The sequence below is a fragment of the Nocardiopsis sp. iso_238 genome, assembly GCF_056173325.1.
Genome location: NZ_CM149668.1, coordinates 3,033,257 through 3,056,964 on the forward strand (window position 1 = coordinate 3,033,257; position 23,708 = coordinate 3,056,964).

At 71.8% G+C, this 23,708-nt stretch carries 25 protein-coding genes; 11 read left to right on the plus strand and 14 right to left on the minus strand.

The annotated features are described in order from the left end of the window. Positions 1–47: 47 nt before the first annotated feature. The 3 genes from AC0VYL_RS13650 to AC0VYL_RS13660 form a co-directional block, all read right to left on the minus strand. Complete coding sequence (locus tag AC0VYL_RS13650) at positions 48–851, minus strand: class I SAM-dependent methyltransferase (protein ID WP_475483385.1); 804 nt, start codon at positions 849–851, stop codon at positions 48–50. A 97-nt stretch (positions 852–948) separates the two neighbouring features. Continuing rightward, complete coding sequence (locus AC0VYL_RS13655; protein WP_475483386.1) at positions 949–1,344, minus strand: DUF4180 domain-containing protein; 396 nt, start codon at positions 1,342–1,344, stop codon at positions 949–951. Further along, the gene (locus AC0VYL_RS13660; RefSeq protein ID WP_475452949.1) at positions 1,341–1,772 is read right to left on the minus strand and encodes a helix-turn-helix domain-containing protein; all 432 of its coding nucleotides are present in this window, start codon (positions 1,770–1,772) and stop codon (positions 1,341–1,343) included. The genes AC0VYL_RS13655 and AC0VYL_RS13660 overlap by 4 nt, the downstream gene beginning before the upstream one ends. A gap of 150 nt (positions 1,773–1,922) precedes the next feature. Between AC0VYL_RS13660 and AC0VYL_RS13665 the strand changes: the two genes are divergently transcribed. Next, positions 1,923–2,405 carry a VOC family protein gene (locus AC0VYL_RS13665; protein ID WP_475483387.1) on the plus strand — a complete coding sequence of 161 codons (483 nt, stop codon included), beginning with the start codon at positions 1,923–1,925 and terminating at the stop codon, positions 2,403–2,405. A 215-nt stretch (positions 2,406–2,620) separates the two neighbouring features. Here the strand turns inward: AC0VYL_RS13665 and AC0VYL_RS13670 are convergent, their stop codons facing one another. Next, on the minus strand, positions 2,621–3,490 hold the full coding sequence (locus AC0VYL_RS13670) for a helix-turn-helix transcriptional regulator (RefSeq protein ID WP_475483388.1): 870 nt from the start codon (positions 3,488–3,490) through the stop codon (positions 2,621–2,623). Positions 3,491–3,690: 200 nt separating this feature from the next. On the opposite strand from AC0VYL_RS13670, the gene AC0VYL_RS13675 reads away from it, so the two are divergent. Beyond that, entirely contained in the window at positions 3,691–4,467 is a 777-nt protein-coding gene (locus AC0VYL_RS13675) for an SDR family oxidoreductase (RefSeq protein ID WP_475483389.1), read from the plus strand. Positions 4,468–4,565: 98 nt separating this feature from the next. Here the strand turns inward: AC0VYL_RS13675 and AC0VYL_RS13680 are convergent, their stop codons facing one another. Beyond that, on the minus strand, positions 4,566–5,423 hold the full coding sequence (locus tag AC0VYL_RS13680) for an NmrA family NAD(P)-binding protein (protein ID WP_475452957.1): 858 nt from the start codon (positions 5,421–5,423) through the stop codon (positions 4,566–4,568). A 157-nt stretch (positions 5,424–5,580) separates the two neighbouring features. Between AC0VYL_RS13680 and AC0VYL_RS13685 the strand changes: the two genes are divergently transcribed. Then, positions 5,581–6,180, plus strand: a complete 600-nt coding sequence (locus tag AC0VYL_RS13685; protein WP_475483390.1) for a TetR/AcrR family transcriptional regulator — start codon at positions 5,581–5,583, stop codon at positions 6,178–6,180. 48 nt (positions 6,181–6,228) lie between these two features. On the opposite strand, the gene AC0VYL_RS13690 is transcribed toward AC0VYL_RS13685, so the two are convergent. Beyond that, entirely contained in the window at positions 6,229–6,987 is a 759-nt protein-coding gene (locus AC0VYL_RS13690) for a (2Fe-2S)-binding protein (protein ID WP_475483391.1), read from the minus strand. 104 nt (positions 6,988–7,091) lie between these two features. Between AC0VYL_RS13690 and AC0VYL_RS13695 the strand changes: the two genes are divergently transcribed. The 3 genes from AC0VYL_RS13695 (at position 7,092) to AC0VYL_RS13705 (ending at position 10,229) form a co-directional block, all read left to right on the plus strand. Next, positions 7,092–8,501, plus strand: coding sequence for a sensor histidine kinase (locus tag AC0VYL_RS13695; RefSeq protein ID WP_475452963.1), 1,410 nt, complete (start codon positions 7,092–7,094; stop codon positions 8,499–8,501). Next, positions 8,489–9,196 (plus strand): response regulator, encoded by a 708-nt coding sequence (locus AC0VYL_RS13700; RefSeq protein ID WP_475452965.1) that lies wholly within the window; start codon positions 8,489–8,491, stop codon positions 9,194–9,196. Before AC0VYL_RS13695 ends, AC0VYL_RS13700 begins: the two co-directional genes overlap by 13 nt. A 61-nt stretch (positions 9,197–9,257) precedes the next feature. Further along, positions 9,258–10,229, plus strand: coding sequence for a DUF4097 family beta strand repeat-containing protein (locus AC0VYL_RS13705; RefSeq protein WP_475452967.1), 972 nt, complete (start codon positions 9,258–9,260; stop codon positions 10,227–10,229). Here AC0VYL_RS13705 and AC0VYL_RS13710 read toward each other — a convergent pair. Next, entirely contained in the window at positions 10,226–10,615 is a 390-nt protein-coding gene (locus AC0VYL_RS13710) for a hypothetical protein (protein WP_475452969.1), read from the minus strand. The genes AC0VYL_RS13705 and AC0VYL_RS13710 overlap by 4 nt on opposite strands. A gap of 125 nt (positions 10,616–10,740) precedes the next feature. Here AC0VYL_RS13710 and AC0VYL_RS13715 point away from each other — a divergent pair, with 125 nt between their 5' ends. Further along, complete coding sequence (locus tag AC0VYL_RS13715) at positions 10,741–11,757, plus strand: Gfo/Idh/MocA family protein (protein WP_475452971.1); 1,017 nt, start codon at positions 10,741–10,743, stop codon at positions 11,755–11,757. Here AC0VYL_RS13715 and AC0VYL_RS13720 read toward each other — a convergent pair. The 4 genes from AC0VYL_RS13720 to AC0VYL_RS13735 all read right to left on the minus strand — a co-directional run bounded on the left by AC0VYL_RS13720 (position 11,735) and on the right by AC0VYL_RS13735 (position 15,372). Next, positions 11,735–12,661, minus strand: coding sequence for a GNAT family N-acetyltransferase (locus tag AC0VYL_RS13720; RefSeq protein ID WP_475483392.1), 927 nt, complete (start codon positions 12,659–12,661; stop codon positions 11,735–11,737). The two genes, AC0VYL_RS13715 and AC0VYL_RS13720, sit on opposite strands and share 23 nt — an antisense overlap. A 103-nt stretch (positions 12,662–12,764) precedes the next feature. Further along, positions 12,765–13,148, minus strand: coding sequence for a DUF2784 domain-containing protein (locus AC0VYL_RS13725; RefSeq protein WP_475483393.1), 384 nt, complete (start codon positions 13,146–13,148; stop codon positions 12,765–12,767). A gap of 71 nt (positions 13,149–13,219) precedes the next feature. Beyond that, positions 13,220–14,197, minus strand: coding sequence for a helix-turn-helix transcriptional regulator (locus AC0VYL_RS13730; RefSeq protein ID WP_475483394.1), 978 nt, complete (start codon positions 14,195–14,197; stop codon positions 13,220–13,222). A 122-nt stretch (positions 14,198–14,319) separates the two neighbouring features. Continuing rightward, positions 14,320–15,372, minus strand: a complete 1,053-nt coding sequence (locus AC0VYL_RS13735; RefSeq protein ID WP_475483395.1) for a saccharopine dehydrogenase family protein — start codon at positions 15,370–15,372, stop codon at positions 14,320–14,322. A gap of 70 nt (positions 15,373–15,442) precedes the next feature. Here AC0VYL_RS13735 and AC0VYL_RS13740 point away from each other — a divergent pair, with 70 nt between their 5' ends. Beyond that, entirely contained in the window at positions 15,443–16,408 is a 966-nt protein-coding gene (locus AC0VYL_RS13740) for a helix-turn-helix domain-containing protein (RefSeq protein WP_475483396.1), read from the plus strand. A 37-nt stretch (positions 16,409–16,445) separates the two neighbouring features. Here the strand turns inward: AC0VYL_RS13740 and ddaH are convergent, their stop codons facing one another. Beyond that, complete coding sequence (gene ddaH, locus AC0VYL_RS13745; protein WP_475452980.1) at positions 16,446–17,231, minus strand: dimethylargininase; 786 nt, start codon at positions 17,229–17,231, stop codon at positions 16,446–16,448. Positions 17,232–17,371: 140 nt separating this feature from the next. On the opposite strand from ddaH, the gene AC0VYL_RS13750 reads away from it, so the two are divergent. Next, a complete protein-coding gene (locus AC0VYL_RS13750) occupies positions 17,372–18,496 on the plus strand; it encodes an NAD(P)/FAD-dependent oxidoreductase (RefSeq protein ID WP_475483397.1) in 1,125 nt (374 codons plus the stop codon). Positions 18,497–18,556: 60 nt separating this feature from the next. Here AC0VYL_RS13750 and bioB read toward each other — a convergent pair whose 3' ends face one another. Together bioB and AC0VYL_RS13760 are read right to left on the minus strand one after the other, a co-directional pair. Further along, positions 18,557–19,630, minus strand: a complete 1,074-nt coding sequence (gene bioB / locus AC0VYL_RS13755; RefSeq protein ID WP_475452984.1) for a biotin synthase BioB — start codon at positions 19,628–19,630, stop codon at positions 18,557–18,559. Positions 19,631–19,724: 94 nt separating this feature from the next. Next, positions 19,725–20,090, minus strand: coding sequence for a GNAT family N-acetyltransferase (locus AC0VYL_RS13760; protein WP_475483398.1), 366 nt, complete (start codon positions 20,088–20,090; stop codon positions 19,725–19,727). A 420-nt stretch (positions 20,091–20,510) separates the two neighbouring features. Here AC0VYL_RS13760 and AC0VYL_RS13765 point away from each other — a divergent pair, with 420 nt between their 5' ends. Then, a complete protein-coding gene (locus AC0VYL_RS13765) occupies positions 20,511–21,059 on the plus strand; it encodes a M23 family metallopeptidase (RefSeq protein WP_475452988.1) in 549 nt (182 codons plus the stop codon). A 327-nt stretch (positions 21,060–21,386) separates the two neighbouring features. Further along, positions 21,387–23,654: an APC family permease gene (locus AC0VYL_RS13770; RefSeq protein WP_475483399.1), complete on the plus strand. Its 2,268-nt coding sequence runs from the start codon at positions 21,387–21,389 to the stop codon at positions 23,652–23,654. Positions 23,655–23,708: the final 54 nt, after the last annotated feature.

The window sequence follows — 23,708 nt, forward strand, 5'->3', positions numbered from 1 at the left end:
CACGTGTGCAACGACCGCGGCGGCGGCGACGGGCGCGGACCGGTGGCTCACCCCGGAACGCGGCACAGGATCGCGCCCCTGGGGATGACGAACACGCCGTCGGGGTGCGCGCTCCACCGCCGCCAGCCGTCGGAGATCCACTCCAGGTCGTCCTGGCTCGCCATGCCCCTGGCGACGGCGTCACGGCCCAGGGCCGACTCCAGGATGCGGCGCGACCACATCCCGCCCCACCAGGCACGGCGATCGGGGTCGGAGTGGTTCCACACCTCCGCGACATAGCTGACCTCGGTGAACCCGGCCGCGTGCGCCCAGGCCAGCAGGTGGCGACCGGCGTCGGGTTCGCCGCCGTTGGCGCGGGCCACCCGCTGGTACAGCGCCATCCACGCGTCCAGTTCGGGCAGACGCGGGTACCAGTGCATCGCGGAGTAGTCGCTGTCGCAGGCGGCCACCACCCCGCCCGGGCGGGCGACGCGGCCCATCTCGGCCAGCGCCCGCACGGGGTCGCCCACGTGCTGGAGGACCTGGTGGGCGTGGACGACGTCGAAGGTGTCGTCGGGCAGGTCCAGGGCGTGGACGTCACCGACCACGAAGTCGACGTTGTCCACGCCCGCCTCCTCCGCGTGGGCGCCCGCCCGCTCGACCGCCTCGGCGGAGGCGTCCACGGCGGTGACGCGACCGGGGGCGACCCTGCGGGCGAGGTCGACGGTGATGCTGCCCGGACCGCAACCCACGTCCAGCAGGGATCGGCCGGGCCGGACCTCCGAGAGCGCGTAGGCGGCGGAGTTCTCGGCGTCGCGCCACAGGTAGGAGGTGGTCACGATCGGGTGCTGTCCGTGGGTGTACCGGGCCATCGCGTTCCGCCTTCGTCTCGGGGGCTCCGGTCGACCCTACCCTCGCGTCTCTGAAAGTGAGATGCGTTTCTCATGATGTGAGACGCATTCTGGCGGATCAGGCCGACAGTCGCCCTCCCAGGGCCTCCAGGTCGGAGACGAACCAGCACTGGGTGCCGCGGTCGCACTCCCGGACCAGGTCCCGGAAGGCGTCGCTGGCCGCCACGTACCGGGAGACGTCCCCGACCACGGCCAGGCGGAGCCTGTAGTTGGCGAACTTCTGGAGGAACTCTCCCGCCACGCCCGTGCGCAGCCGGAAGAAGTCGGCGTCGAGGCGTTCGGCGGGCACCGCGACCCAGGTGACGCCGTGGTGGAAGGCGTCCCCGATCACGTCGGCGGCCTCACGCAGGGGCGCACCCCGCTCGGGGCAGAGCATGACCGGGTGGCCGCCCAGCCGGTGGACCTCCGGGGCGATCTCGGGCACCGGCTCCGCGTCCCTTCCCGAGGCGGTCACCGCTGGTCACCGGTGAGGGAGTCGACGTAGCCCAGCAGGGTCGCGGTGGAGGCCAGGTCGCCCACGATGACCACCTTCAGGCGGGCGCGCTCCGGGTCGTGAACCACCTGGACGTGCGCGCGCCCGCGGTCCTCGGGGCGTCCGGTGACCGAGAGCAGGGTGGTGACGCGGTCGACCGTGGCACGGTCGATCCCGTCGACCTGGACGACGGTGGAGGCCTCCGCGTGCAGGTCGAGCGGGGCCTCGGGGCCCTCCTCCTCGGCCAGCGGACCTCCGGTGAACTCCTCCAGGTCGCGGCGGCGCACCCGGTACTGCTTCCCGATCCGGGTGGCGGCCAGGCGCCCCTCGCGGACGTAGGCGCGCACCGTCTTGACGTGCAGACCCAGGAGGTCCGCGACCTGGTCCACGGAGTAGTACTGCTGCGGCACGGTTCTCCTCGCTGATGGTTCGGTCTTCCGAAAACTTCCCTCATGCTACTCGATTTCTCAGGATTTTAGGGAAGTTTGGGGAGTGTGGTGCGGCAGGGGAGAACCGGGTACCAGAGGGGAGAGGGAAACACCGGGGGAGAGGGGGAGACCATGGCGCTCCTGCACAAGATCAGGCCGTGTCTGTGGTTCAACGACCAGGCCGAGCAGGCGGTGGAGTTCTACACCCGCGTCTTCGACAACTCGCGAGTGCTCGGCACGACGTACTACGGCCCCGACATGCCCGTGGCCGAGGGCACCGTGCTGACCGTCGAGTTCGAGCTGGACGGGGCACGCTTCACCGCGCTCAACGGCGGAGGCGGGTTCACCTTCGACGAGGCGGTGTCCTTCCAGGTCATCTGCCGCGACCAGGCGGAGTCGGACCACTACTGGGACGCGCTCACCGACGGCGGTCAGGAGAGCCAGTGCGGCTGGCTCAAGGACCGCTTCGGCCTGTCCTGGCAGGTCTACCCGGAGGAGTTGGACTCCCTGGTGTGGGACCCCGACCCCGCTCGGGCCAACCGGGCCACCCAGGCCATGCTGAGGATGCGCCGGATCGACCTGGAGGCGGTGCGCCGGGCGGCCGACGGCCTCTGAGACTCCGGACTCGACCCGCTACCGAGGACACCGGGGCGAGACCGGTAGGAGCCGTTGACCGAGTGATCCGTGTGCCCCCACGGCCCCTCGCCCACCGGTCACAGCGTGCGGTCGCCGGAGGCGTGGGGACTTCCCACTCCCTCCGACCGCAGTGAGGACCGGTGCGGTGATCCTGTCGTGGAACCCCAACGCCCGGGCGATGACCGGCCCGTGCCCTACGCACCCCGTTCCGGCGTCCCCGTCGGCTGCGGGGCCGTCCAGTTGGAGAGGAGCCGCAGTGCCTGGGAGGTGTCGGAGCCGGGTTCGACGTTGTAGACGCACAGCGTCTGGTCCGTGTCACCAGGCACTTGGAAGGACTCGTAGGAGAAGTACAGGTCACCGACGAGGGGGTGGTGGTAGCGCTTGGCGCCGTGCGTCCGGCGCAGCACACGGTGGTCGTTCCACCAGGTGGAGAACTCCGGTGACTTCAGAGTGAGTTCACCGACGAGGTCGGCGAGCTGCCGGTCCTGGGGGCTTCGGCCGGCCTCCAGGCGGAGCATGGCGACGGTTTCGGCGGCGATCTGCTCCCAGCTGCCGACCCGTTCGCGGGCGTCGGGGTCCAGGAGGTAGTAGCGGGCCAGGTTCCGACGGGTCGCGGGCAGCGCCTCGAAGTCGGTGAGGACCTCGCGGGCCAGGCGGTTGGATGCCAGGACGTCGGTCCGACGGCCGAGGATGAACGCGGGCACGTGGTCGAGGGTCTGCAGCATCAGGTGCAGTCCGGGTCGCACGCGCTGGGGGCTGTGAGGAGCGCGGCGGGCCGGTGTGGGCCGTGCCAGGAGGTCAGTGAGGTGCTCGCGCTCGGAGGGGTCCAGCCGCAGGGTGCTGGCGAGGGCTTCGAGGACTTCGGGTGAGGGGTTCTGCGCCCGGCCCTGCTCGATGCGGGTGTAGTACTCGGTACTGACTCCGGCCAGTCTGGCGACCTCGTCGCGGCGCAGGCCGGGCACGCGTCGGGCCCGGCCGTCATCGGGCAGCCCCGCCTGGTCGGGGGTGACCCGGGCACGGCGGGTGCGCAGGAAGTCGGCGAGCTCGCTACCACGGTCATCCATATCCCCCAGTGTGGCAAGCGAGAGCGGGCCATGCGACGGGCCGGGTGGTACCGCCAGTACCTTCCTTGTGGATACCTCCCTGGTCAGGGCCTCTTCCGGCGCCCCGTGAGGCGACCGCGGGTGGTGTTCTTGTGGAGGAGCCGACGGCGACAGGCCGCGGTCCCGAACCTTCGTCCCACCCGCTTCGAAAGGTGTGCCCCATGACCACGCAGACTTCCGCCCGTCCCCTCTCCGGCCGTGTCGCGGTCGTCACCGGTGCCTCCAGCGGTATCGGTGAGGCATCGGCTGAGCACCTGGCCGGACTCGGCGCCCGTGTCGTGGTCCTGGCCCGGCGTGCGGACCGGCTGGAGCGGCTGGTGGCCCGGATCAGGAGGAACGGCGGCCAGGCCCTGGCCCTGGCCGTCGACGTGACCGACGCGTCGGCGGTACGGGCGGCGGCGGACCGGGTCGCGGCCGAGTTCGGTGGTGCTGACCTGTTGTTCAACAACGCGGGCGTGATGCTGCCCGCCCCGATCGAGGAGCGGGCGACCAACCAGTGGCAGCACCAGATCGACCTCAACATCACCGGTCTGATGAACGTCATCGCCGCGTTCACTCCGCAGCTGGTGAAGGCCGCTGAGGAGCGTGGTGTCGCGGACCTGATCAACACGTCGTCGGTCGCGGCGCAGAACATCTTCCCGAACTTCGCCGTCTACTCCGCGACGAAGGCGTACGTCACCCACCTCTCCCGGCACCTGCGGGGCGAGTTGGGCGCGAAGAAGGTGCGTGTCTCGGCGATCGAGCCCGGCATCGTCGGCACCGAGCTTCAGGGCCACGTCACCGACGACGGTGCCCTTGCGTGGCTGGAGGGCACGAAGGAGACCGTGGAGTGGCTCACGCCCGAGGACATCGCGCGGAGCGTCGGGTTCGTCGCGTCCCTCCCGCCGCGGGTCAACCTCCAGCAGGTCACCATCATGCCGACCGCCCAGGCCAGCTGACCGTTCCCTGCCCGTCCACCCCGGCCCGGATGCCATGACGGCCCGGGTCAGGGTGGCCCCGGGGGCCGAGGGCGCCGTGGCTGGTGCTCCGCGTCCTCTCAGGGCCTCATGTGTGCCGCGAGCTGGTCTGCCGTGCTCAGGGGAGCGCGACCCAGGAGTTCGGCCAGCAGCGGGTCCCGTTCGGCGAAGTACCCCTCCCGGGTCGCGCGGAACATGGTGAGCATGAAGCGGGCCGCCTGCTCCGGCACACCGCCCGCCTTCTGGTCCGCGACCCACTGCTCGTCGTCGACGACGACGCGTTCGACGGAGCGTCCACTGAGTTCGGAGACGATCCCGGCGAAGTCGTCGAGGGTGACGGCCTCCCCGGAGATCAGGGTGACGGGCCCGTCGAAGGAGCGGTCGCCGGAGAGGACGGCAGCCGTGGCCTCGGACAGGTCGGCGGGGGCCGTCCACGGGACGGGGCCGTCGGCCGGAGCCGCGATCACCCCGGTCTCCCGCCACGGACCGAGCAGGGCATCGAAGCCGTGGCCGAAGAAGCCGTAGCGCAGGGAGGTCCACGCGACCCCCGAACCGGCGAGGATCTCCTCGGTGGCCGCGTGGATGGCCGCCGGTGGGTACGGCCCACCGAACGCGGCTCCCTGTTGGCTCGTGTACAGGACCCGCCGGGCCCCGGCCGCGACCGCCGCCTCGATCGCGTTGCGGTGGAGGCCCACCATGTCGGCCGTCGGATCGTTCCCGGACACCAGGAGCACCTGGTCGGCGCCGGCGAAGGACTCGCGCAGAGCGGCCGGGTCCTCGTAGGAGCCCTGCCGCACGCGCACTCCGCGTTCAGCGAAGTGCCGGGCCCTGGCGGTGTCCCGCACGCTGACGCCGATCCGTTCGGCTGGCAGACGCTTGAGCAGGTGCTCGACGGTGGCCCCGTTGAGGACGCCGGTGGCGCCGGTGACGACGATCATGATCCTGTCCTTGCCTCGTGTGCCCGTACTGGTGTCCGGCCTGGTGGGGTGGGGTCAGATAAGTTGACCAGCCCGGTCAGTTTCGCTGTCGCCAACGACCGTAGATAAACTGACCCAACGAGTCAAATTACTGCGGTGGCGAGAGGCGGCAGGGACCATGACCGGTGCGACACCCGCGAACCCCCGACTGCGCGCCGACGCTCGGCGCAACGCGGAGCAGATACGCCGAGCGGCGATCGCCGCCTTCCAGGGGCGGGGTCTGGGCGTGCCGTTGGAGGAGGTGGCCCGAGCGGCGGGAGTGAGCAAGGCGACGATCTTCAACCGGTTCGGCGGCCGGGTCGGCCTCATCGAGGCCGTCATCCAGGAGGTCGTCGCCGACGAGCTCCACGCCGTCATCGACCACAACCGGTCCCTCGACGACGCCGGGGAACGGGTGGACCACTACCTCACCGCGATCCGCGACCTCCAGTACCGCCAACCCACCACCAATGACGTCCTGCTGCAGGACTATCCCCATTCGCGGCAGCTCATGGACATCTGCCGCGCCGCGGGCGAGATCTACGAGGAACTCGTCGAGGCCGGGCACGCCTCGGCGGCCCTGCGGCCCGAGTTCACGGCGGACGACCTGCACGCGCTCATCGTCGACAACGCTCTCGCCCTCAAACACGGCGCACTGCCGCCCCGGGACGCCTATGACCGCCGCACCGCCTTCCTCCTCAGCGGCATTCGCGGTCCGCAGGGACCGTCCCGCGCCTGACCAGCCTGGCCCCGCTCATCGGTCGACGGCGAGCCCCGGGGCCACGGATCAACCGGAACGGGTACCCGACGGACGGCGCAGTGCGCAGTCGCCGCACAGACCGCCCCCGGGAAGCCGGTAGTACAGGCAGCAGGTGGTCCTGCGGAAGACGGCCAGCCCGGCGCGGTCCACCCCGGTGTGGGAACCGGTGCCCGCGAGGGTACGGCGCCCCGTCAGTACGCGGACCACCTCCTCGGCGCCCGCGCGATGCCCGCGCCGGGCTCCGCCCAGGGCACGCGCCGCCCCCGCCAGCGCCGCGCCGGTGTTGCCCCGCAGCAGCCCCGGGGAGATCCGGCCGATCCCGGTCAGCGTCTCCTCCACGCGGAGCAGCACGCCCTCCACCACGGTCTCCTCCACCCACGCGGCGACCTCCAGGGGTTCCCGGGACAGCGGCTCGGGCCCCGCCTGCGTCGTGCGCAGTTCCATCGACCCGGGGCGCCCCGGGTCGAAGAGCAGCAGGTCGGGGCGCAGACCCACCCCGTGACACAGCCCCGCCGCCAGCACGGGCGAGATCAGCCGGGAGGCCAGACCCTGATGGAAGAGCGAGGCGCCCACCCGCCACTCCACCTCCCCGGGGCCGTCTCCCGCGACCGCCCCGAGCTGGGCCCGTACCCGGTCGACCTCGGCGGAAGCCCGGTCCCGCCCGGCCAACGCGGTGACCTGCTCCCAGCCCCCGGCATGCGGAGCGCCCCCCACCCCGAAGAACGTGTTGACGCCCCCGACGTCCTCCAGCACCCGTTCCAGCACCGTGCTCCCGCCCCGCGTCATCCGACCCTCCGTCCGCCCCGACCCGCCGGGTAGTGCTGGCACCACCCGCGTTCCTCGTGCTGCTGACCTCGTGCTCGGGTCCCCGGGAATCCTAGATTGGTCCTGTGAGCGGCACACGAGAACAACGGGCGCGGAGCGCGGAGCGGAGCGGCGGACGGGCCGGGGCCCGACTGACCGCCCTGGCCGGTGTTCCCTTCGTCTCCGGTCCGCACGGCACCGGATGGCGGCTGCTCCTGGTCCAGGTCCTGCACCTGATGACCTCCCTGACCCTGGCCCTGTTCTACCTCATCCCCGTGTCCCTGCTGGTGACGGTGGCCACCTGGATCGGCATGGGCCTGTACCTGCCCTGGACCGAGGCCGCCGCGGACCTGCCCGTCACCCGGATCGCCCTGGACTCCGCGGCGTTCGTCGTGGCACTGCCCGTCGCCGCCACCCTGCTGGCCCGGCTGGCCTGCCGGGTCCAGCGCGACCGGCTCGCCAACGTGTTCGGGATCGTGGAGACCGACCCGCCCGATCCCATGGCCGACGACCTTCCCTGGACCCGGGCCTGGCGGTTCGTCTTCGGCCGCGAGGCGTGGACCATGGTGGTCTACAGCACCGCCGCCGGACTGCACGGCCTGTTCGCCGCCGGACTGGTCGTGGTCTTCGTGGTGTGCGGCGGGGCCGCAGCGATCGGCGCGTTCCTCGGCGTCACCTACATCGTGGCCCAGGGCTCTCCGGGAGACCTGCTGGCCCCGCTGGTGCTGGTCGTGGTGGGGCCGCTGGCCGCCGTGGTCGGACTGCGCCTGGCCCCGCACATGATCTCCACCGAGGTCCTCCTGCACCGCCTGCTGCTCTTCGAGGCCCCCGAGGTCCGGATGCGGCGCCGCCTCCTGCACGTCCAGGACAGTCGGCTCCGCATGGTGGACGAGGCCGAGGCCGAACGCCGCAGGATCGAACGCGACCTGCACGACGGCGCGCAGCAGCGGCTGCTCGCGCTCACCATGACCCTCACCCGGGCGCGCGCCCGGCTCGCCCACGATCCCGAGGGCGCCCGCGAGCTGATCGCCGAGGCGCAGGCGGAGTCCCGGGAGGTCATGACCGACCTCCGCCAGGTCGCGCGCGGCCTGCACCCCAGGGTCCTGACCGACCACGGGCTCGGCGCGGCCCTGCCGGTGGCTGTGGGCCGCTCCCCGGTCCCGGTCCGGCTCGACGTGGAGCTGGACGGGCGCCCCTCGGCCCGGGCCGAGGGCGTGGCCTACTACGTGGTCTGCGAGGCGCTGACCAACATCGCCAAGCACGCCGACGCCGAGCAGGTCGCGGTGTCCGTCGAGCGCGTCGCGTCCTCGGGGCGCGGGGGCGAACTGCTGTGCGTCACCGTGACCGACGACGGGGTCGGGGGAGCCGACCCCGAGGCGGGCACCGGTCTCTACGGGCTGTGGGACCGGGTGGACGCCGTCGACGGGGTGCTGACAGTCCACAGCCCGACCGGTGGGGGCACCGTCCTCACCGCGAACATCCCATGGAAGGCGTGACCGTGAGCACGGCCCACAGACAGGACGTACGGCCGGGGCCGCGCGTCATCATCGCGGAGGACTCCGTGCTGCTGCGCAGCGGCATGGTCCGGCTGTTGGAGGACTCCGGGGTGGAGGTCGTCGCGGCGGTGGGCGACGCCGAGGCGCTGAACGCCGCCGTCGTCGAGCACCCCGACGTCGACCTGTGCCTGATCGACATCCGGATGCCGCCCACCTACTCCGAGGAGGGCATCCAGGCGGCCGTGCGGATCCGGCGGACCCACCCCGACGTGGCGGTGCTGCTGCTCTCACAGCACGTGGTCAGCCGCTACGCCGCCGACCTCCTCGGCGGCGGGGCCGAGAAGGTCGGCTACCTGCTCAAGGACCGTGTGGCCGACATCGAGGAGTTCCTCAGCGTGCTGCGCCGGGTGGCCGGGGGCGGCGCGGCGATCGACCCCGAGGTGGTCTCCCAGCTGCTGAGCAGACACCGGGACCGGGCCCTGGAGAGCCTCACTCCGCGCGAGGGCGAGGTCCTGGAGGTGATGGCCCAGGGCCTGAACAACGCCGGGATCGCCGACCGGCTCACCATCACCGACCGCGCCGTGGAGAAGCACATCAGGTCGATCTTCACCAAGCTCGACCTCGGCCAGGACGACCACGACCACCGCAGGGTCCAGGCGGTGCTGCGCTACCTGCGCGGCAACGACCGGGACTGACCGGCGACCACGCCAGGACACACCAGAGGGAGGGCGCCGAGCCTTCCAGGAAGGGAAGAACATGACTTTCAGGGCACGAGGCCTGTACGCCTCCTCAAGCAAGGAACGCGGGGGCTTCCGCAGGGGACCGTGGATGTTCCTGGGCGGGGTGCTCGTGCTGGCCCTGGTGGTCCTCACCGCGCTCTCCGTACTGGGGAACATGACCGTGAACCAGTCGGACCGCGCGGACTCCTTCGACGGGGTGGGCGCGCTGGAGATCGACAACTCCACCGGCGGCGAGGTCCTGCTCCGGGGCGGAACCGGCGACGGGATCACGGTGGACCGCAAGCTGCGGGGGAGCCCGCTGTCGGAGCCGGACGAGGACATCGAGGCCGAGGGCGACACGCTGGAGATCGACACCGAGTGTTCGGGGCTGCCGTTCTTCAGCTCCTGCTCGGTGGACTACGAGGTCACCGTCCCCGCCGGGACCCGGGTGACGTTGCAGACCATCAGCGGTCGGGTCTCCGTGGAGAACCTGGAAGGCGACCTGAGCGTGGAGACCACCAGCGGCTCCGTGGACGTGACCGAGCAGGCCGGTGCCGTCGAGGTGGAGACCGTCTCGGGCGAGGTCGTGCTCGACGGCGTCGCGGGCTCCGTGGAGGCGCACACCGTCAGCGGCCGGATCACGGCCTCCGGTGAGGGCGCCCTGCTGGACGCCTCCAGCACCTCGGGCGAGATCCTCACCGAGGACTTCAGCGCCGACGAGGTCCGGGCCGAGTCGGTGAGCGGTTCGCTGGAGCTCGGCGGCGGGTTCACCACGCTGGAGGCCGCCACGACCTCCGGCGATGTCCGGCTGCGGACCGCCGACCCCTTCGACCTGCTGTCGGTCGAGACCGTGAGCGGCGGTGTCGTCGCCACGGTCCCGGACGGGGAGTACGAGGTCACCGGCGCGTCGGTGTCCGGCCAGCGTGAGTTCGACGTGGACACCGGGAACGGCGCCGACGGTCGGATCGACGTCAACACCACCAGTGGCTCCGTCCGGGTCGGGACCTAGGAGCTCCGGCGTTCGAAGCGCAGCGCCGCCCAGTCCGAGTCGATCGGCACCTGGGCGGTGCTGTGCCACCCCGCGTCCACGAGGGTGTCCCAGCCCTTGTCCGCCGCCAGGTCCGTGATGATCGTGCCGCCCCGCTGGGGGAAGCACACCCACAGGCGGGTGGCCGGGCCGGTGAGCTCCAGGACGCGCGGCCCCTCCCGTTCGACGGTGCCCCGGTCCAGGGCGAACAGGTGCACGTCGTCGTACTCGGCGCCCTCGATCGGGCCGAGGTCGATGTGGATGTCGAGCGGGGGGTCCAACAGCCGCAGGTAGCGTTCTGGGGCGTTGAGGACGAGCAGCCGGTCCCCGGGTTCGATCCCCAACCTCCGGGCGAGTGTCTCCGACATTCCTCCTCCGTTCACGTGTCGCGCCGTTCGCGGCCTCTCCTCGGCCACCGTACGGTTCCCGTGCGCCGAAACCGAGGACCTTCCCCGCCTCGACCCGGAGATGACCGTCTTTTTAGGATGCCCACATGACACAAGAGAACGGTGGGCCGCGCTGGGGCGTGGTGGGGACCGGCGGGATCGCGCGATCCTTCATGGAGGGGCTGCGGGCCGTCCCCTCGGCCCGGGTCACGGCGGTGGGCTCGCGCACCCGGGACCGGGCGGAGGCGTTCGGCCGGGAGTGGGACGTCCCCCGCCGCCACGGCAGCTACGCGGAGCTCGCCGCCGACCCGGACGTGGACGTGGTGTACGTGGCCACCCCGCACCCCTGGCACCATCCGAACACCCTCCAGATGCTCGACGCGGGCAAGCACGTGCTCGTGGAGAAGCCCATGGCGATGAACGCGCTCCAGGTGTCGCAGATGGTGGCGGCGGCCCGGGCCAACGACCGCTTCCTGATGGAGGCCGTGTGGACGCGCTTCCTGCCCGCCTCCCGACTCGCCCGCGACCTGGTGGCGGACGGGGCGATCGGGGAACTGTGCACGGTCGCCGCCGACTTCGGGATCAACGTCCCCTACGACCCCGAACACCGGCTCTTCAACGTCGACCTCGGCGGCGGTGCCTTCATGGACCTGGGCGTGTACCCGCTGGCGCTCGCCTCGCAGTACCTGGGCGGGCTCACCGTGGTGGGGGCCACCCGGCAGCTGTCACCGGACCGGATGGTGGACACCCAGACCTCGGTGCTGGTGCACGGGGAGAACGGGGTGAGCGCCACCCTGACCTGTGCCTCCCGCAACGTCCTGCCCAACCGCGCGGTGCTGGCCGGGACGGACGGTTGGCTGGAGATCCCCCGCTTCTGGGCGGCCACCGAAGTCGTCCTGCACAGGGAGGGGCGTGCGCCCGAGCGGTTCCACCGGCCCTTCCGGGCCAACGGCTACGAGTACGAGATCGAGGAGGTCGGGCGGTGTCTGGCGGCCGGTGAACGCCAGAGCCCCGACATGACCTGGGCGGAGAGCCTGCGGCTGGCCGGGGTCACGGACCAGATCCGGGACGTGGGCGCGCTGGTGAGCGGCCCGTCCGACGTCAGAAGCGTCCCCCGGGGATGAGCCCGCCCGCCCCCGCTCCGGTGGGGGTGGCGCGCACGGTGAAGTCGTCGCGGGCCGACACCCGGGGGACGGCCCGGCCCCGGGTGGTGGGCGCGGAGCGGCGCGACCGCGGGCTCAGGGCGCGGCCCAGCGCGAGCCTGGCCAGGGGCAGCGCGCCCATGCGGGCCACGACCAGGACCGCGTCCTTGGGGCCGACCTCGCGGGCGAAGTGGGCGTCCAGTTCGGGGTCGCCGCTGCGGGGGGCCACCCCGTAGATCTCGCCGTCGAACATCCGGTAGGCGTCGCGGACCATCAGGGAGTCGGGGTCCAGGCCGGGACCGTCACCGAGCCAGTCGGCGGCGTCGGAGGCGATCCGGCGGACCAGGCCGGGCACGGGGCGGTCCTGGCGCGGGAAGACCCGCGCCCGGCCCAGCCCCTTGCGCCATCCCGCGTAGACGGCCGGGTGGCGGGTGCGCAGCACGACGTAGGTGCTGGACAGGGGGTGGGCCAGGACCTCGCGGTTGAGGAAGTGCAGCATCAGGGCGGCGGAGAGCCCGGAGCGCCGGTGGGCCGGGACCACCCCGGCCGCGTCCAGGTAGAGGGCGTGGCGGGCGGCGAAGCGGCGTCGGTGGTAGCCGCCCCAGCCGACCGGGACGCCGTCCGGACCCAGGATCAGCGCGAGCGAGGAGATCTGGTCGAAGAACCCGGAGGACATCCGGGCGTGCCAGTAGCCGGAGTGGTCGGCGCCGAAGGCGCGGGCCGCCAGGTCACGCAGGGTCAGGTGGAGGCGTTCCCGGCACTCGGGTTCCAGGGAGGTGGGGTCGTCCCAGCGGGCGACACGGTAGCCGGGCCGGAGCGGGCGGACTGTCGGGGGAACACTGAGTTCGCGCAGGTCCAGGGGGTGGTGTCGGGTCTGGTCGGGCACGCGGAAGCCCCACTTTCATTACTCTACGAAAGTAAACGACTCCTTAACGTAGCTGGTTTGTGGCGTTCCCGCGCGGACTTGACCCAACTGGAGGTTCCCGGGACTACCCGGACACCGGTTCCGGGGAGGTCAACGCCCGCCGCCGGTACCGCTTCCACGCGACGCCGGCGTAGGCGCAGACGACGATGCCCGCGATGACGAACCGCGAGGTCATCAGGTGCTCCTCCGGGTAGAGGACACCGGTGATGTGGAAGTCGATGAACCCGTTCTCCATCACCTCGCGACCGGTGTGCAGACGCGACCAGTTCTCGATGTCGGTGAGGAAGCACGACCACCCGATGACGACGATCCCCAGCGCGTAGACGGCCACCGCCAGGTGCGGCCAGAACATCCTCGGCCACTTCCAGGAGAGGAAGCCGCCGAGGACGACGTAGGCGAAGAACAGGTAGTGGAGGACCATCGCGGTGTGGCCGATGAGGAGGGGCATACCGCGAACCTAGGCCGGGAGCGGGCTCCCGGGCATCGGCGTTCGTACCCACCCGCGGTGAGTACCCGTACTCATGCGCGCCGGTCGGCCGCCGAGGCGTCGCCCATGCGGGAGAGCCGTCCTCCCAACCGCGCCATCTCCGCGCGCAGCTCCACGGGCTCCTCCACCTCCATGTCCATGTCGAGCATGGCCAGGTAGCAGGCCATGCCGACCAGGTCGTCGCTGGCGCACAGCAGCAGGCAGGAGTGCTCGTCCACGGCCTCGATGACGCCGTGGTGCGCGGCGGGACCCGCGAGGGCCGTCTCGGCGGAGACGCCCAGGCGCACACGCGCCTTGATCGGCCACATGTGCAGGTTCATCCGGTCGGCCAGGTACCCGGTCACCCCCCGCTCGGGCGGCTCGCGCGGGGGCACGCGCGGGCCGGTGGGGGTGAGCGGGCGCATCCGGTCCACCCGGAAGGTGCGCCAGTCGTCCCGGGCGGGGTCCCAGGCCACCAGGTACCAGCGGCGCCCCCGGGAGACCAGCCGGTACGGCTCCACGGTTCGGCGGCCCGTGGAGCCGTCGAGGCGTTCGTACTCGAAACGCAGCAGTTCGCTGTCGCGGCAGGCGGACGCCACCAGGGTGAGGGTCGCGGAGTCGACGGTGGGACCCTCACCCGGCATCGGGACGGTGAAGGTGCCCAGCGCGTCCACGCGGCGGCGCAGCCGGGAGGGGAGTACCTGGAGGAGCTTGGCCAGGGCCCGCACCGAGGTCTCCTCGATCCCCGAGACCCCGCCCTGCGCGGCGGTGCGCAGCCCCACCGCGACCGCCACCGCCTCGTCGTCGTCCAGGAGCAGCGGCGGCAGGGCGGCGCCCGCCCCCAGCTGGTAGCCGCCGCCGGTGCCCATGGTCGCCTGGATGGGATAGCCCAGGTCGCGGAGTCGGTCCACGTCGCGCCGGACGGTGCGCGGACTGACCTCGAGGCGCTCCGCCAGCTCGCCCCCCGGCCAGTCCTTGCGGGTCTGGAGGAGGGACAGGAGCTGGAGCAGCCGGGCCGATGTCGACTTCATGCCATGAGTGTGCCAGGAGTGGAGGTCGGTTTCCGTCCTCCACTTGCCGGTCCGGAGGTCCGGACCGGCACCGTCGCGTCTGGCGCCGGGCACACGGCCACGAGGACCACGGCGGCACGCGTTCAGACCCCGACGACCCCGGCGTCCCACGGCTCTGTCAGTTCCAGACCCAGGTGGTCCGGTGACAGGGACCGCAGCAGGTCCCCCGCGTCGAACAGGGCTCCGGGGGCGTGCACTCCGGCCCCGGCGAGGACCCGTCCGTCGAGCACCCGTATGGTTGCCTCCGCGACCAGGGGAGCGGTGACCGCGTAGATGTCACGGCCGAAGGCCCTCGCCCTCCTCCGCTCCCCGCCTCTGCGCACGACGGCCTCCACGACGAAGGTCTGCGCCGAGCGCCCGCTGGCGTCGGCCGCCTCGGGAGCTGGCGTGGCCGGGTTCCCAACGTCCCGCAGTGGCGCCAGGTTCATGTACGAGCGCACCTCCGGCGTGCGCGCGTGCCGGGAGACGGTGACCTGGTCGGCGGTGGAGAACTCGGTGACCTCCGTGACCCCCAACGGCTCGGGGAAGTCCCAGGTGGTCACTTCGGGCCGCTTCGCGGGCGGGTGGAACCGACCACCGGAGTACACCATGTGGCGCCCGGCGTTGCGCTTCCCGGTCAGCCGGGTTCCCGAGGTTGGTTCCCAACCGTCAAGGCCGTAGGCGATCTCGATCGCGTCGGCTTCGGACCCTTCGCCCATCGCCGTGGTGACCAAGAGGTCGCCGAGCCCGCCGAAGAAGGCCACGGACGGGACGACCGTCACCTCCGCCGCGCGGGCGGACTCCTGCCGGTCCTGGAAGACCTCCAGGGTCACGGCCTGTTCCGCACCCACGTCCAGGTAGGGAACGCGGGCCCGCAGTGCGGCGTCGAGCACGACGGACGCGGTGTCGGCGAAGGGACCGGCGCAGTTGACCACCGCGACGGTCCCGACCAAGGCTCGGTCCAGGGAGACCGGGTCGTCGACCGAGGCCACACGGACCGGGGAGTCGGGGTGGTCGGCGGACAGGGCTCGCAGGCGGTCGGGGTCACGGCCCACGAGGACGGGCAGGAGCCCCCGTCGACGGAGCTCGGAGAGGACGAACGCGGCGGTGTGCCCGTAGGCACCGAAGACGGCGACCGCTCGGTGAGGGAGGTTCATGGGTCTATGTTCGAGGTCTCCGAGGCGGAACACGAGTGGCGGAAACGACTGCATGCGTACACTTTCGGACATGACTTCGACGGTGAGGCTGGCGCTCTACGACGGCGCGATGCCGTTCGAGGCCGCGGCCGCCCTGGAGGTGTTCGGGGTCGACCGCGACCTGGCGGACCCCTGGTACGACTTCGGTGTCTGCTGCCCCCGCCCGACGCGTCTCGGCGCCTGGTTACGCGCCGACGCCGCAGACGGGTACGACACCCTGGCCGACGCCGACACCGTGATCGTCCCGGCCTTCGACGACGTCGGGGCCGATCCGCCCGCCGACCTCGTCGACGCCGTGCGAGCCGCCCACGGCAGAGGGGCCAGGGTCGTGTCTCTCTGCACCGGGGCGTTCGTGCTGGCGGCCGCCGGAGTCCTGGACGGGCGTCGCGCGACCACACACTGGATGCACACCGAGGCCCTGGCCAAGCGGTATCCCGGGGTCCGGGTGGATCCGGACGTCCTCTACACCGACGAGGGCACCGTACTGACCTCGGCCGGCAAGGCGGCCGGAATGGACCTGTGCCTGCACATCGTCCGTACCGACCACGGCGCGGGGGTGGCCAACTCCCTCGCACGCCGCCTGGTGGTGCCACCGCACCGGGAGGGCGGCCAGGCCCAGTTCGTCGCGACACCGACCGCCGGACATCCGGGCCACGCGCTCACCGAACTGCTCCACTGGGCGGCCGCCCGGCTGGACCAGCCAATGACCGTCGCGGACCTCGCGCGGCGTTCCAGCACGAGCCCCCGCAACCTCACCCGCCGTTTCGTCGCGGTCACGGGCGTGACCCCGCTGCGCTGGCTGAACGACCAGCGTGTGCGTCGCGCGCAGGAACTCCTGGAGACCACCGACGACTCGGTCGAGACCATCGCCGCCCGTACCGGGACGGGCACCGCAGCCACCCTGCGCAGGCACTTCCACCGCACCCTCGGAGTGCCGCCGGACGCCTACCGGCGCACCTTCCGCGCGACCCGCCCCGACCGTCCACCGGGAGCCTGAATCACGGACAGCCCTCCCGCGCCGGTCAGGCGGACGGCTACGCCTGACGGTCGGGAACCAGCACGCTCAGGCAGGTCACGCAGGCCTCCAGCTTCTCGAACTCGGAGATGTCCACCGGCAGCACCCGCCAGCGGTCCGCGGTCAGCTGGTGGATGGTCTCGTGCGCGGCGGCGCTGACCAGCACGTCACGGCCGCCGAGAGGCAGCACGTGCGCGCCCGGCTCCTCCACGGCGCGGCGGATCGGCGGCAGGCCGGTGGTGTCGACCAGGTCGGGCAGACCGACCAGCGTGCCGTCCGGCAGCGCGGTCACGGCCGACTTCAGGTGCAGGGCCCGCCCCAGCGGTACCCGGTGGACCTTGCGGCCCAGCGGTGCCAGGTGTCGTTCCAGCTGTTCGGCGCCGTCCTCGTTGGTCCGCCCACCGATCCCCACGTACACCGTCCCCCCGACCTGGAGGACGTCGCCGCCGTCCAGGGTCCCGGGGTCCTCGATCCGCGCCACCTCCAACCCGAGGGCGCGGACCGTGGCCTCCACCCCCGTGACCTCGCCCCGCCGCTCGGCCGCCCCCGAACGGGTCAGCACCGCCAGGTACTCGCACACCACCACCGGGTCCTCCACGAACACCGAGTCGGGGTGCTCCGGGGCGGGGTCCACCTCGTGCACCCGCCACCCGGCCGAGGCCACCGTCTCCTGGTAGATGGTGTACTGCCGGGCGGCCAGCACCGGGTCGACCGGGGTCCGCTCGATGTGGGTGACGATGCCGTCGTCCAGCCGGGGGCTGGGTCGGCGCATCAGGGCGACCCCGTAGTACGTGTAGCCGTCCATACGACCTCCAGGGAGAAAGGGGAAGGGCCGGGCTCCGACGAGCGAAGCCGCAGCGTATCGCGACTCCCTACCCCGTTTCGCGGACCGGCACGCGGGGCGAACGGCTTGTCCGCGGGCGCGGGTGGGGGCAGGCTGGACGTATGGACGTGATCGTTGTCGGCGGCGGGATCGTGGGGGCCAGTGCGGCCTTCCACCTGACGAAGAAGGGCGTGTCCACGGCGTTGGTGGACGCCTCCCACCTGGGGCAGGCCTCGGCGGCCGGATCGGGGATCGTGTTCCCGTGGCCGTTCCCGTGGGACGAACCACCGGTGTGGGACTTCAAGGCCCGCGCCGCGGGGCACTACCCGGAGCTCATGGCCGAGCTGGCCGAGGACGGGCAGGTCACCGGGTACGAGGTGGTCGGCGGGATGTCGGTGGACCGCGAGGGCGGTGACGCGGGCTTCGAGCTCCTGCGCACGCTCTCCGAGCGCCCCGAGTTCGCCACCATGGGGCGGGTGGAGCGGCTGGCCGAGGGGGAGCCGCGGCGCCGCTTCCCTCTGCTGCCCGAACCCTACGCGGGCGTGCACATCGAGGGGATGGCCCGGATCGACGGCCGACGGGTCCGGTCCGCCCTCTTCAACGCGGCCGGGGAACGCGGTCTGCGCTACTACAAGGGCGACTCCCGGCTGCTGTGGAACGGCCACCGCGTCACCGGAGTGCGGGTGGGCTCGGAGGACCTGGAGGCCCCGACGGTCGTCGTGGCGGCCGGGGCGTGGTCGGCGGGGCTGCTGTCGGTGGCCGGGGTGGAGCTGGGGGTGCACCCCGTGCGGGGCCAGATGACCCACTTCGCGCTCCCGGGCCAGGACACCCGGGCCTGGCCCGTGGTGCGGTTCGGTGAGCGCGACTACTACGTGAGCGCCTTCGCTCCCAACCGGGTGGTCACCGGCGGCACCACCGAGCCGGAGGCGGGGTTCGACCACAGGGTCACGGCCGGCGGGCTGTCGCACAACCTGTCCACGGCCCTGGAGCTGCTTCCGGAACTGGCCGAGGCCAGCGTGGTCGAGACCCGAGTGGGGTTCCGGCCGGTCACCCACGACGGCCGACAGCTGCTCGGCCCCGTCGAACGGCTGCCCGGCGTGCTGGTCGCCACGGGGCTGGGGTCGCAGGGGCTCACCTTCGGCCCCTACCAGGGCGTGGTCGCCGCCCGGTTGGCGATGGGGGAGGACCCCGGGGTGGACCTGTCCGCGTTCGTCCCCGACCGCGACCAGACCCCGACCGTGGTCTGAGGCGGTGGGGCACCGCACGGGAACCGGGGGTTCCTCCCGCGGCGCCCCACCGGGCCCGGGTCAGGCGTTGGGCGGCAGGTCGGTCCCCGCGCCCCGCTGACGGGTCCGCAGCAGGTCGTGGCGCTCACCCGGGAGTGTCGGCTCACCCGCGCCCTGCACCACGAAACCCGCGTCCGCGATCATCTCCAGGTCGTCCCTTCCCGCCTGGCCCTCACTGGTGAGGTAGTCACCGAGGAAGAGGGAGTTGGCGATGTGCAGCGCGAGGGGCTGAAGTGAGCGCAGGTGGATCTCGCGCCCTCCGGCCAACCGCACCTCCACGTCGGGGAAGACGAACCGGGTGGCGGCCAGGACGCGCAGGCAGCGCTGCGGGGTCAGCTCCCAGGTGCCCTCCAGGGGCGTGCCCTCGAACGGCATGAGGAAGTTGACCGGCACCGAGTCCGGGCCCAGGTCACGCAGGGCGAACAGGGCGTCGACGAGGTCGTCGTCGCTCTCCCGCATGCCCGCGATCAGCCCCGAGCAGGGGGACAGCCCGGCGTGCTTGGCCCGTTCGACCGTGTCGACCCGGTCAGCGAACTCGTGCGTGGTGCAGATGTCGGAGTAGCGCTCCTCCGAGGTGTTGAGGTTGTGGTTGTAGGCGTCGACCCCGGCCTCGCGGAGCCGGTCGGCCTGGCCTTCGGAGAGCAGCCCGAGGCAGGCGCACACCTCCACTCCGGGGTGCTCCTCCTTGATCCCGGCGACCGCCGGGGCGAGGCGGTCCACGTCGCGGTCGGTGGGGCCGCGCCCGCTCGCCACCAGGCACACGCGGCTGGCCCCGGCCTTCACCCCGTGTGCGACCGCCTCACGGGTCTGGTCCGGCTTGAGCCAGGTGTACTTGACGATCTCGGCCCGCGACCCCAGGCGCTGGGAACAGTAGAAGCAGTCCTCCGGGCACAGACCGCTCTTCATGTTCACGAGGTAGTTGAGCTTGACCCGGCGGTCGAAGTAGCGACGGCGGACCCGGGAGGCCGCGGCGACCAGGTCCATCAGGTCGTCGTCGGAGCTGGTCAGCACGGCAAGGAGTTCGTCACGGGTGGGGGTCTCACGGCGCAGGGCCTTCTCGGACAGTGCGTGGAGGCAAGCGTGGAAAGTCGTCACGGGCACGATCCTGGGGGCTGGGGGCGCGTCCGCACAGTGCCGGAACCCACCAAGAAACCGGCCGAAGTCTTGTGTGCCGTCGCGGGACGGCCGGTCAGGGGCGTGCCTCGTGGACCGCTCCGGCACCGGTCCACCGGCCCATGGGCGGCAGGGGATCGTCCGCGACCGCGAGCGGGGTGAACCCGGCGGCGCGGAAGAAAGCCAGCCTCCCCGCGACCCCCTCGCCGCCCTCGGGCAGGAGGAACACCCACCGGACCCCGGCCTCGCGCGCCTCCTCCACGAACCGGTCCAGCAGGGCGCACCCGATCCCGCGCCTGCGCCACGCGGGGTCCACGACGACCGCGAGCACGTACCCGTGGGGCGGGGGAGCGGGCGCTCCGGGGCCGGTGTGGGCCCAGTCGAGCACGGCCTCCAGCCAGCCGACCACCCGGCCGTCCTCCTCCGCGACGAGGACCACCATCCCGGGAGGCAGGAGTCGCTCCGGGTATCTTCGTGTCGAAATGCGGCGCGGCGCGGATCATGAGGTCGCTGATCGCGGGCCCGTCGCGGCCGGTGGCGTTCCGGACGATCATTAACCCAGAGTAATGGAAGGGGTTCCGCGTTCCGTGCCGTGAATTCCCCGGCGCGCTACCCGAGTCGCCTTTCACGGCCCGCACCCCATTCCGATCGCCGGGTGTTCCGTGTGTTCCTGAGCCGGGAAGTCGGGCACCCGGTCCCGTCAATGACCGCGCGTCGAAGGAAGGGCGAACCTTTCGAGAGGGAGAGCGGGCAAGCCCGGAGGAAGACAGAAATGTGGCCTGTTTTCGTGATCCCCGCCGCCCATATGGGTATCGAGCCTCCGTAGTTCTCGCACCCCCGTTCCCGCGAGGAAAGGACCCCCATGAAGATCCCCCGTTTCGGCGCGCTGTTCAGGCGTCTGAGCATCCTTCTGGCCACGGCCCTGGTCACCGCCGTGCTCGTTCCGGTGAGCGCCGTTTCGGCCGAGCAGGCCGTCGCCGCGGTCAATCTGCGCACCCCCTTCGACTGCGGCCAGGTCTGGAACGCCAACACCCGGACCAACCACAACCCGCAGCTCTCGGTCGACTTCCAGCGTTCCAACGCACTGAACCAGAACGTGCGCTCCAGCGCCGCGGGAACCGTGACCACGGTCGCGGACCGGGGCAACACCAGCTATGGCAAGTACATCGTCATCGACCACGGCAGCGGCGTCACCACCCTCTACGCGCACCTCAACTCGCAGTCGGTCTCCGTGGGCACCCGGGTGAGCACCGGCACCGTCATCGGCAAGGTCGGCAGCACCGGTGGTTCGACCGGCCCCCACCTGCACTACGAGCAGCGCGTCAACGGCACCGTGGTCCGCGCGGTGCTCAACGGTGTGTCGATCCGCTACTACGGCAACACCACCATCACCAGCAGCACGGGCTGCTGACACCTCCCGGTTCACGCGCGGCGCGGGTCCTCCGGGGCCCGCGCCGCCGTCAGTTCACGTGGCCGGGTCCAGCCACACAACGAGGCGGCGGGCCGGGCCCGCCGCGCGATCGAGCGGGCCCCGGACCCGGCCTGACCGCACGCTCCGGGGTACTGATCTGTCACTGTGAACACGCTGGTACCGCTCTCGCCGGTCAGACCCCCAAGGGGCCACCGCCGCGCTGACGGGTGGAGGGTCACACCACGTCAGGTCAGGTCAGGAGACATCAGCTCCACCACGTCGCACAAATGCGAGGCCCCGGGGCCTCGATGAACAACACTGGATCGCATGACGGAGGACCGCTCCACTCGACCACCTGCCCCGAGTGATCTTCTGCCCGATCTCACCTCCGGGCAACTCCGTGCGCTCCACCAGATCGGACGCGAGTGGGGCCGGGTGGCCGGGGAGCCGAGGGAATGGCGCCGCGCGCTCCCCGTGGAGCCGAACGTGGGGAGCTACCCGGCACGCCACCAGGTCCGTCAGCCGCGCTACGAACGCTTCGTCACCGTCTCCGAACTCGGCGGAGATCCACGAACGACGCTGGCCTCAGAAGCCGCTGGCGAAGCGTCCACGCCCGCGGGTCGCGCAGGCTACCGGCTGCGCCGTGTGGTCCTCGGGCCAGCGCTGAAGAGCACCGCCCTGGTCCGCGAGCGCATGCGCAAACTCGTCGCCCTCCCGGTGCTGTCCTCCGACGCCCTGTCCTCCGTCGCCTACGGCCCCGAGGCGATGCTCACCATCCTCGTCATCGGAGGTCTGGCGGGCCTGTCCCTGTCCCTCCCGATCGCCCTCATGATCATGCTGATGATGCTGGCGGTGGGGCTCTCCTACCGACAGACCATCCGCGCCTACCCCAACGGCGGCGGTTCCTACATCGTGGCCAGCCACAACCTCGGGCGGGGACCGGGGCTCCTGGCGGCGGGCGGCCTCATCGTCGACTACGTCCTCACCGTCGCGGTGTCGATCGCCGCGGGCATCGCCGCGATCACCTCCGCGCTGCCCGCGCTCAGCGGAGCGACCGTGCCCATCGGCCTGGGTGTCATCGCCCTGCTCCTGGCCGGAAACCTGCGCGGCGTGCGCCAGGCGGGCATCCTCTTCGCCGCCCCCACCTACGTCTTCGTCCTCTCCGTCGGGGCCGTGATCGTCGTCGGTCTCGCCGACGCGGCCCTCCGTGGCTTCCCCCCGGCTCCCACACCCCAGGTCAACGCCACCACGGGTGTCACTCTGTTCCTCATCCTGCGGGCCTTCACGTCGGGGGCCACCGCCCTGACCGGCATCGAGGCCATCACCAACGCCGTCCCCGCGTTCAGGCCCGTCGAGTGGCGCAACGCCCGCACCGCGCTGACCTGGATGATCGGCACACTGTTGGCACTGTTCGGCGGTCTGATGGCCCTCATCCTGGTCACCGGTACGGTGCCGACCCCGGGAGAGACCGTGCTCTCGCAGCTGGCCCGGCACTCCTTCGGGACCGGCGCCGTGTACGTGCTCGTCCAGGCGAGTACGGCGGCCATCCTCCTCCTGGCGGCCAACACCGCCTACAACGACTTTCCACGGGTCCTGTCACTGTTGGCACGCGACCACCACGCCCCCCGCGGGTTCATGCGCATGGGTGACCGCCTGGCCTACAGCAACGGCATCCTCCTGCTGTCGGTCGCGGCCGCCCTGATCTTCGTCTCCTTCGGCGGCGACACCACCTCCCTGATCCCGCTGTACGCGGTCGGGGTGTTCCTGGCGTTCACGCTCTCGCAGGCAGGCATGGTGGTGCACTGGTGGCGCTCACGCGCCCGGCACTGGCGCAAGAGCCTCGCGTTCAACGCCACCGGAGCCCTGATGTGCGGGGCGGTGTTCGTCACCGCCGCGATCGTCAAGTTCAGCGCGGGAGCGTGGGTGGCGCTGCTGGCCGTGGCCGTGTTCGTCATCCTGGCCCTGCGTATCCGCGTCCACTACGACACCGTCGGGCGCGCGCTTCGGTTGCGACCCCACGCGGCCTCGTCCCCGGGCGGCCCGATCAGCGTGATCTGTCGTCCGGCCGATGCGCGCGCTCCCGCGACCCGGCCGGGCGCGGAGACGACAGCGGGCGAGGCGGGCCTCGAGACGAGAGTGGAGGCGAGCCGCACGGAGGGGCCGAGGGACCAGGAGGCGGAGGAGACCCCCGAGGAGATCCACCACCTGTCGGTCGTTCCCGTCGAGACCCTGGACCTGGCCAACATCCGCGCCCTGGCCTACGCGGCGTCACTCCGCCAACCCGTTCTCGCCGTCCACCTCAGCCCCTCCGAGGAAGAGGCGGAGAGGATGCGGGGGTACTGGCTGCACTGGGGGGACCATCTGCCCCTGGAAGTGGTGGTCTGCCCCTATCGGACGATCATCGCGCCGTTGGTGAACTACATCGAGGCGCTGCGCGAACAGCGGTCGGACCTGACGATCACGGTGATCCTGCCCGAGGTGGTGCCCCGGCGCTGGTGGCACCGGGTCCTCCACGACCGGATGGCGTTTCGGCTCAGGCACGCCCTGCGGGAACGTCCCAAGATCGTCGTCACCACCGTGCCGTTCCACGTCTGAGACCGGGTTCCGCGCGCTGAGACCGCTGTGTGTCGCTCGGACGAGGCGGTCGGG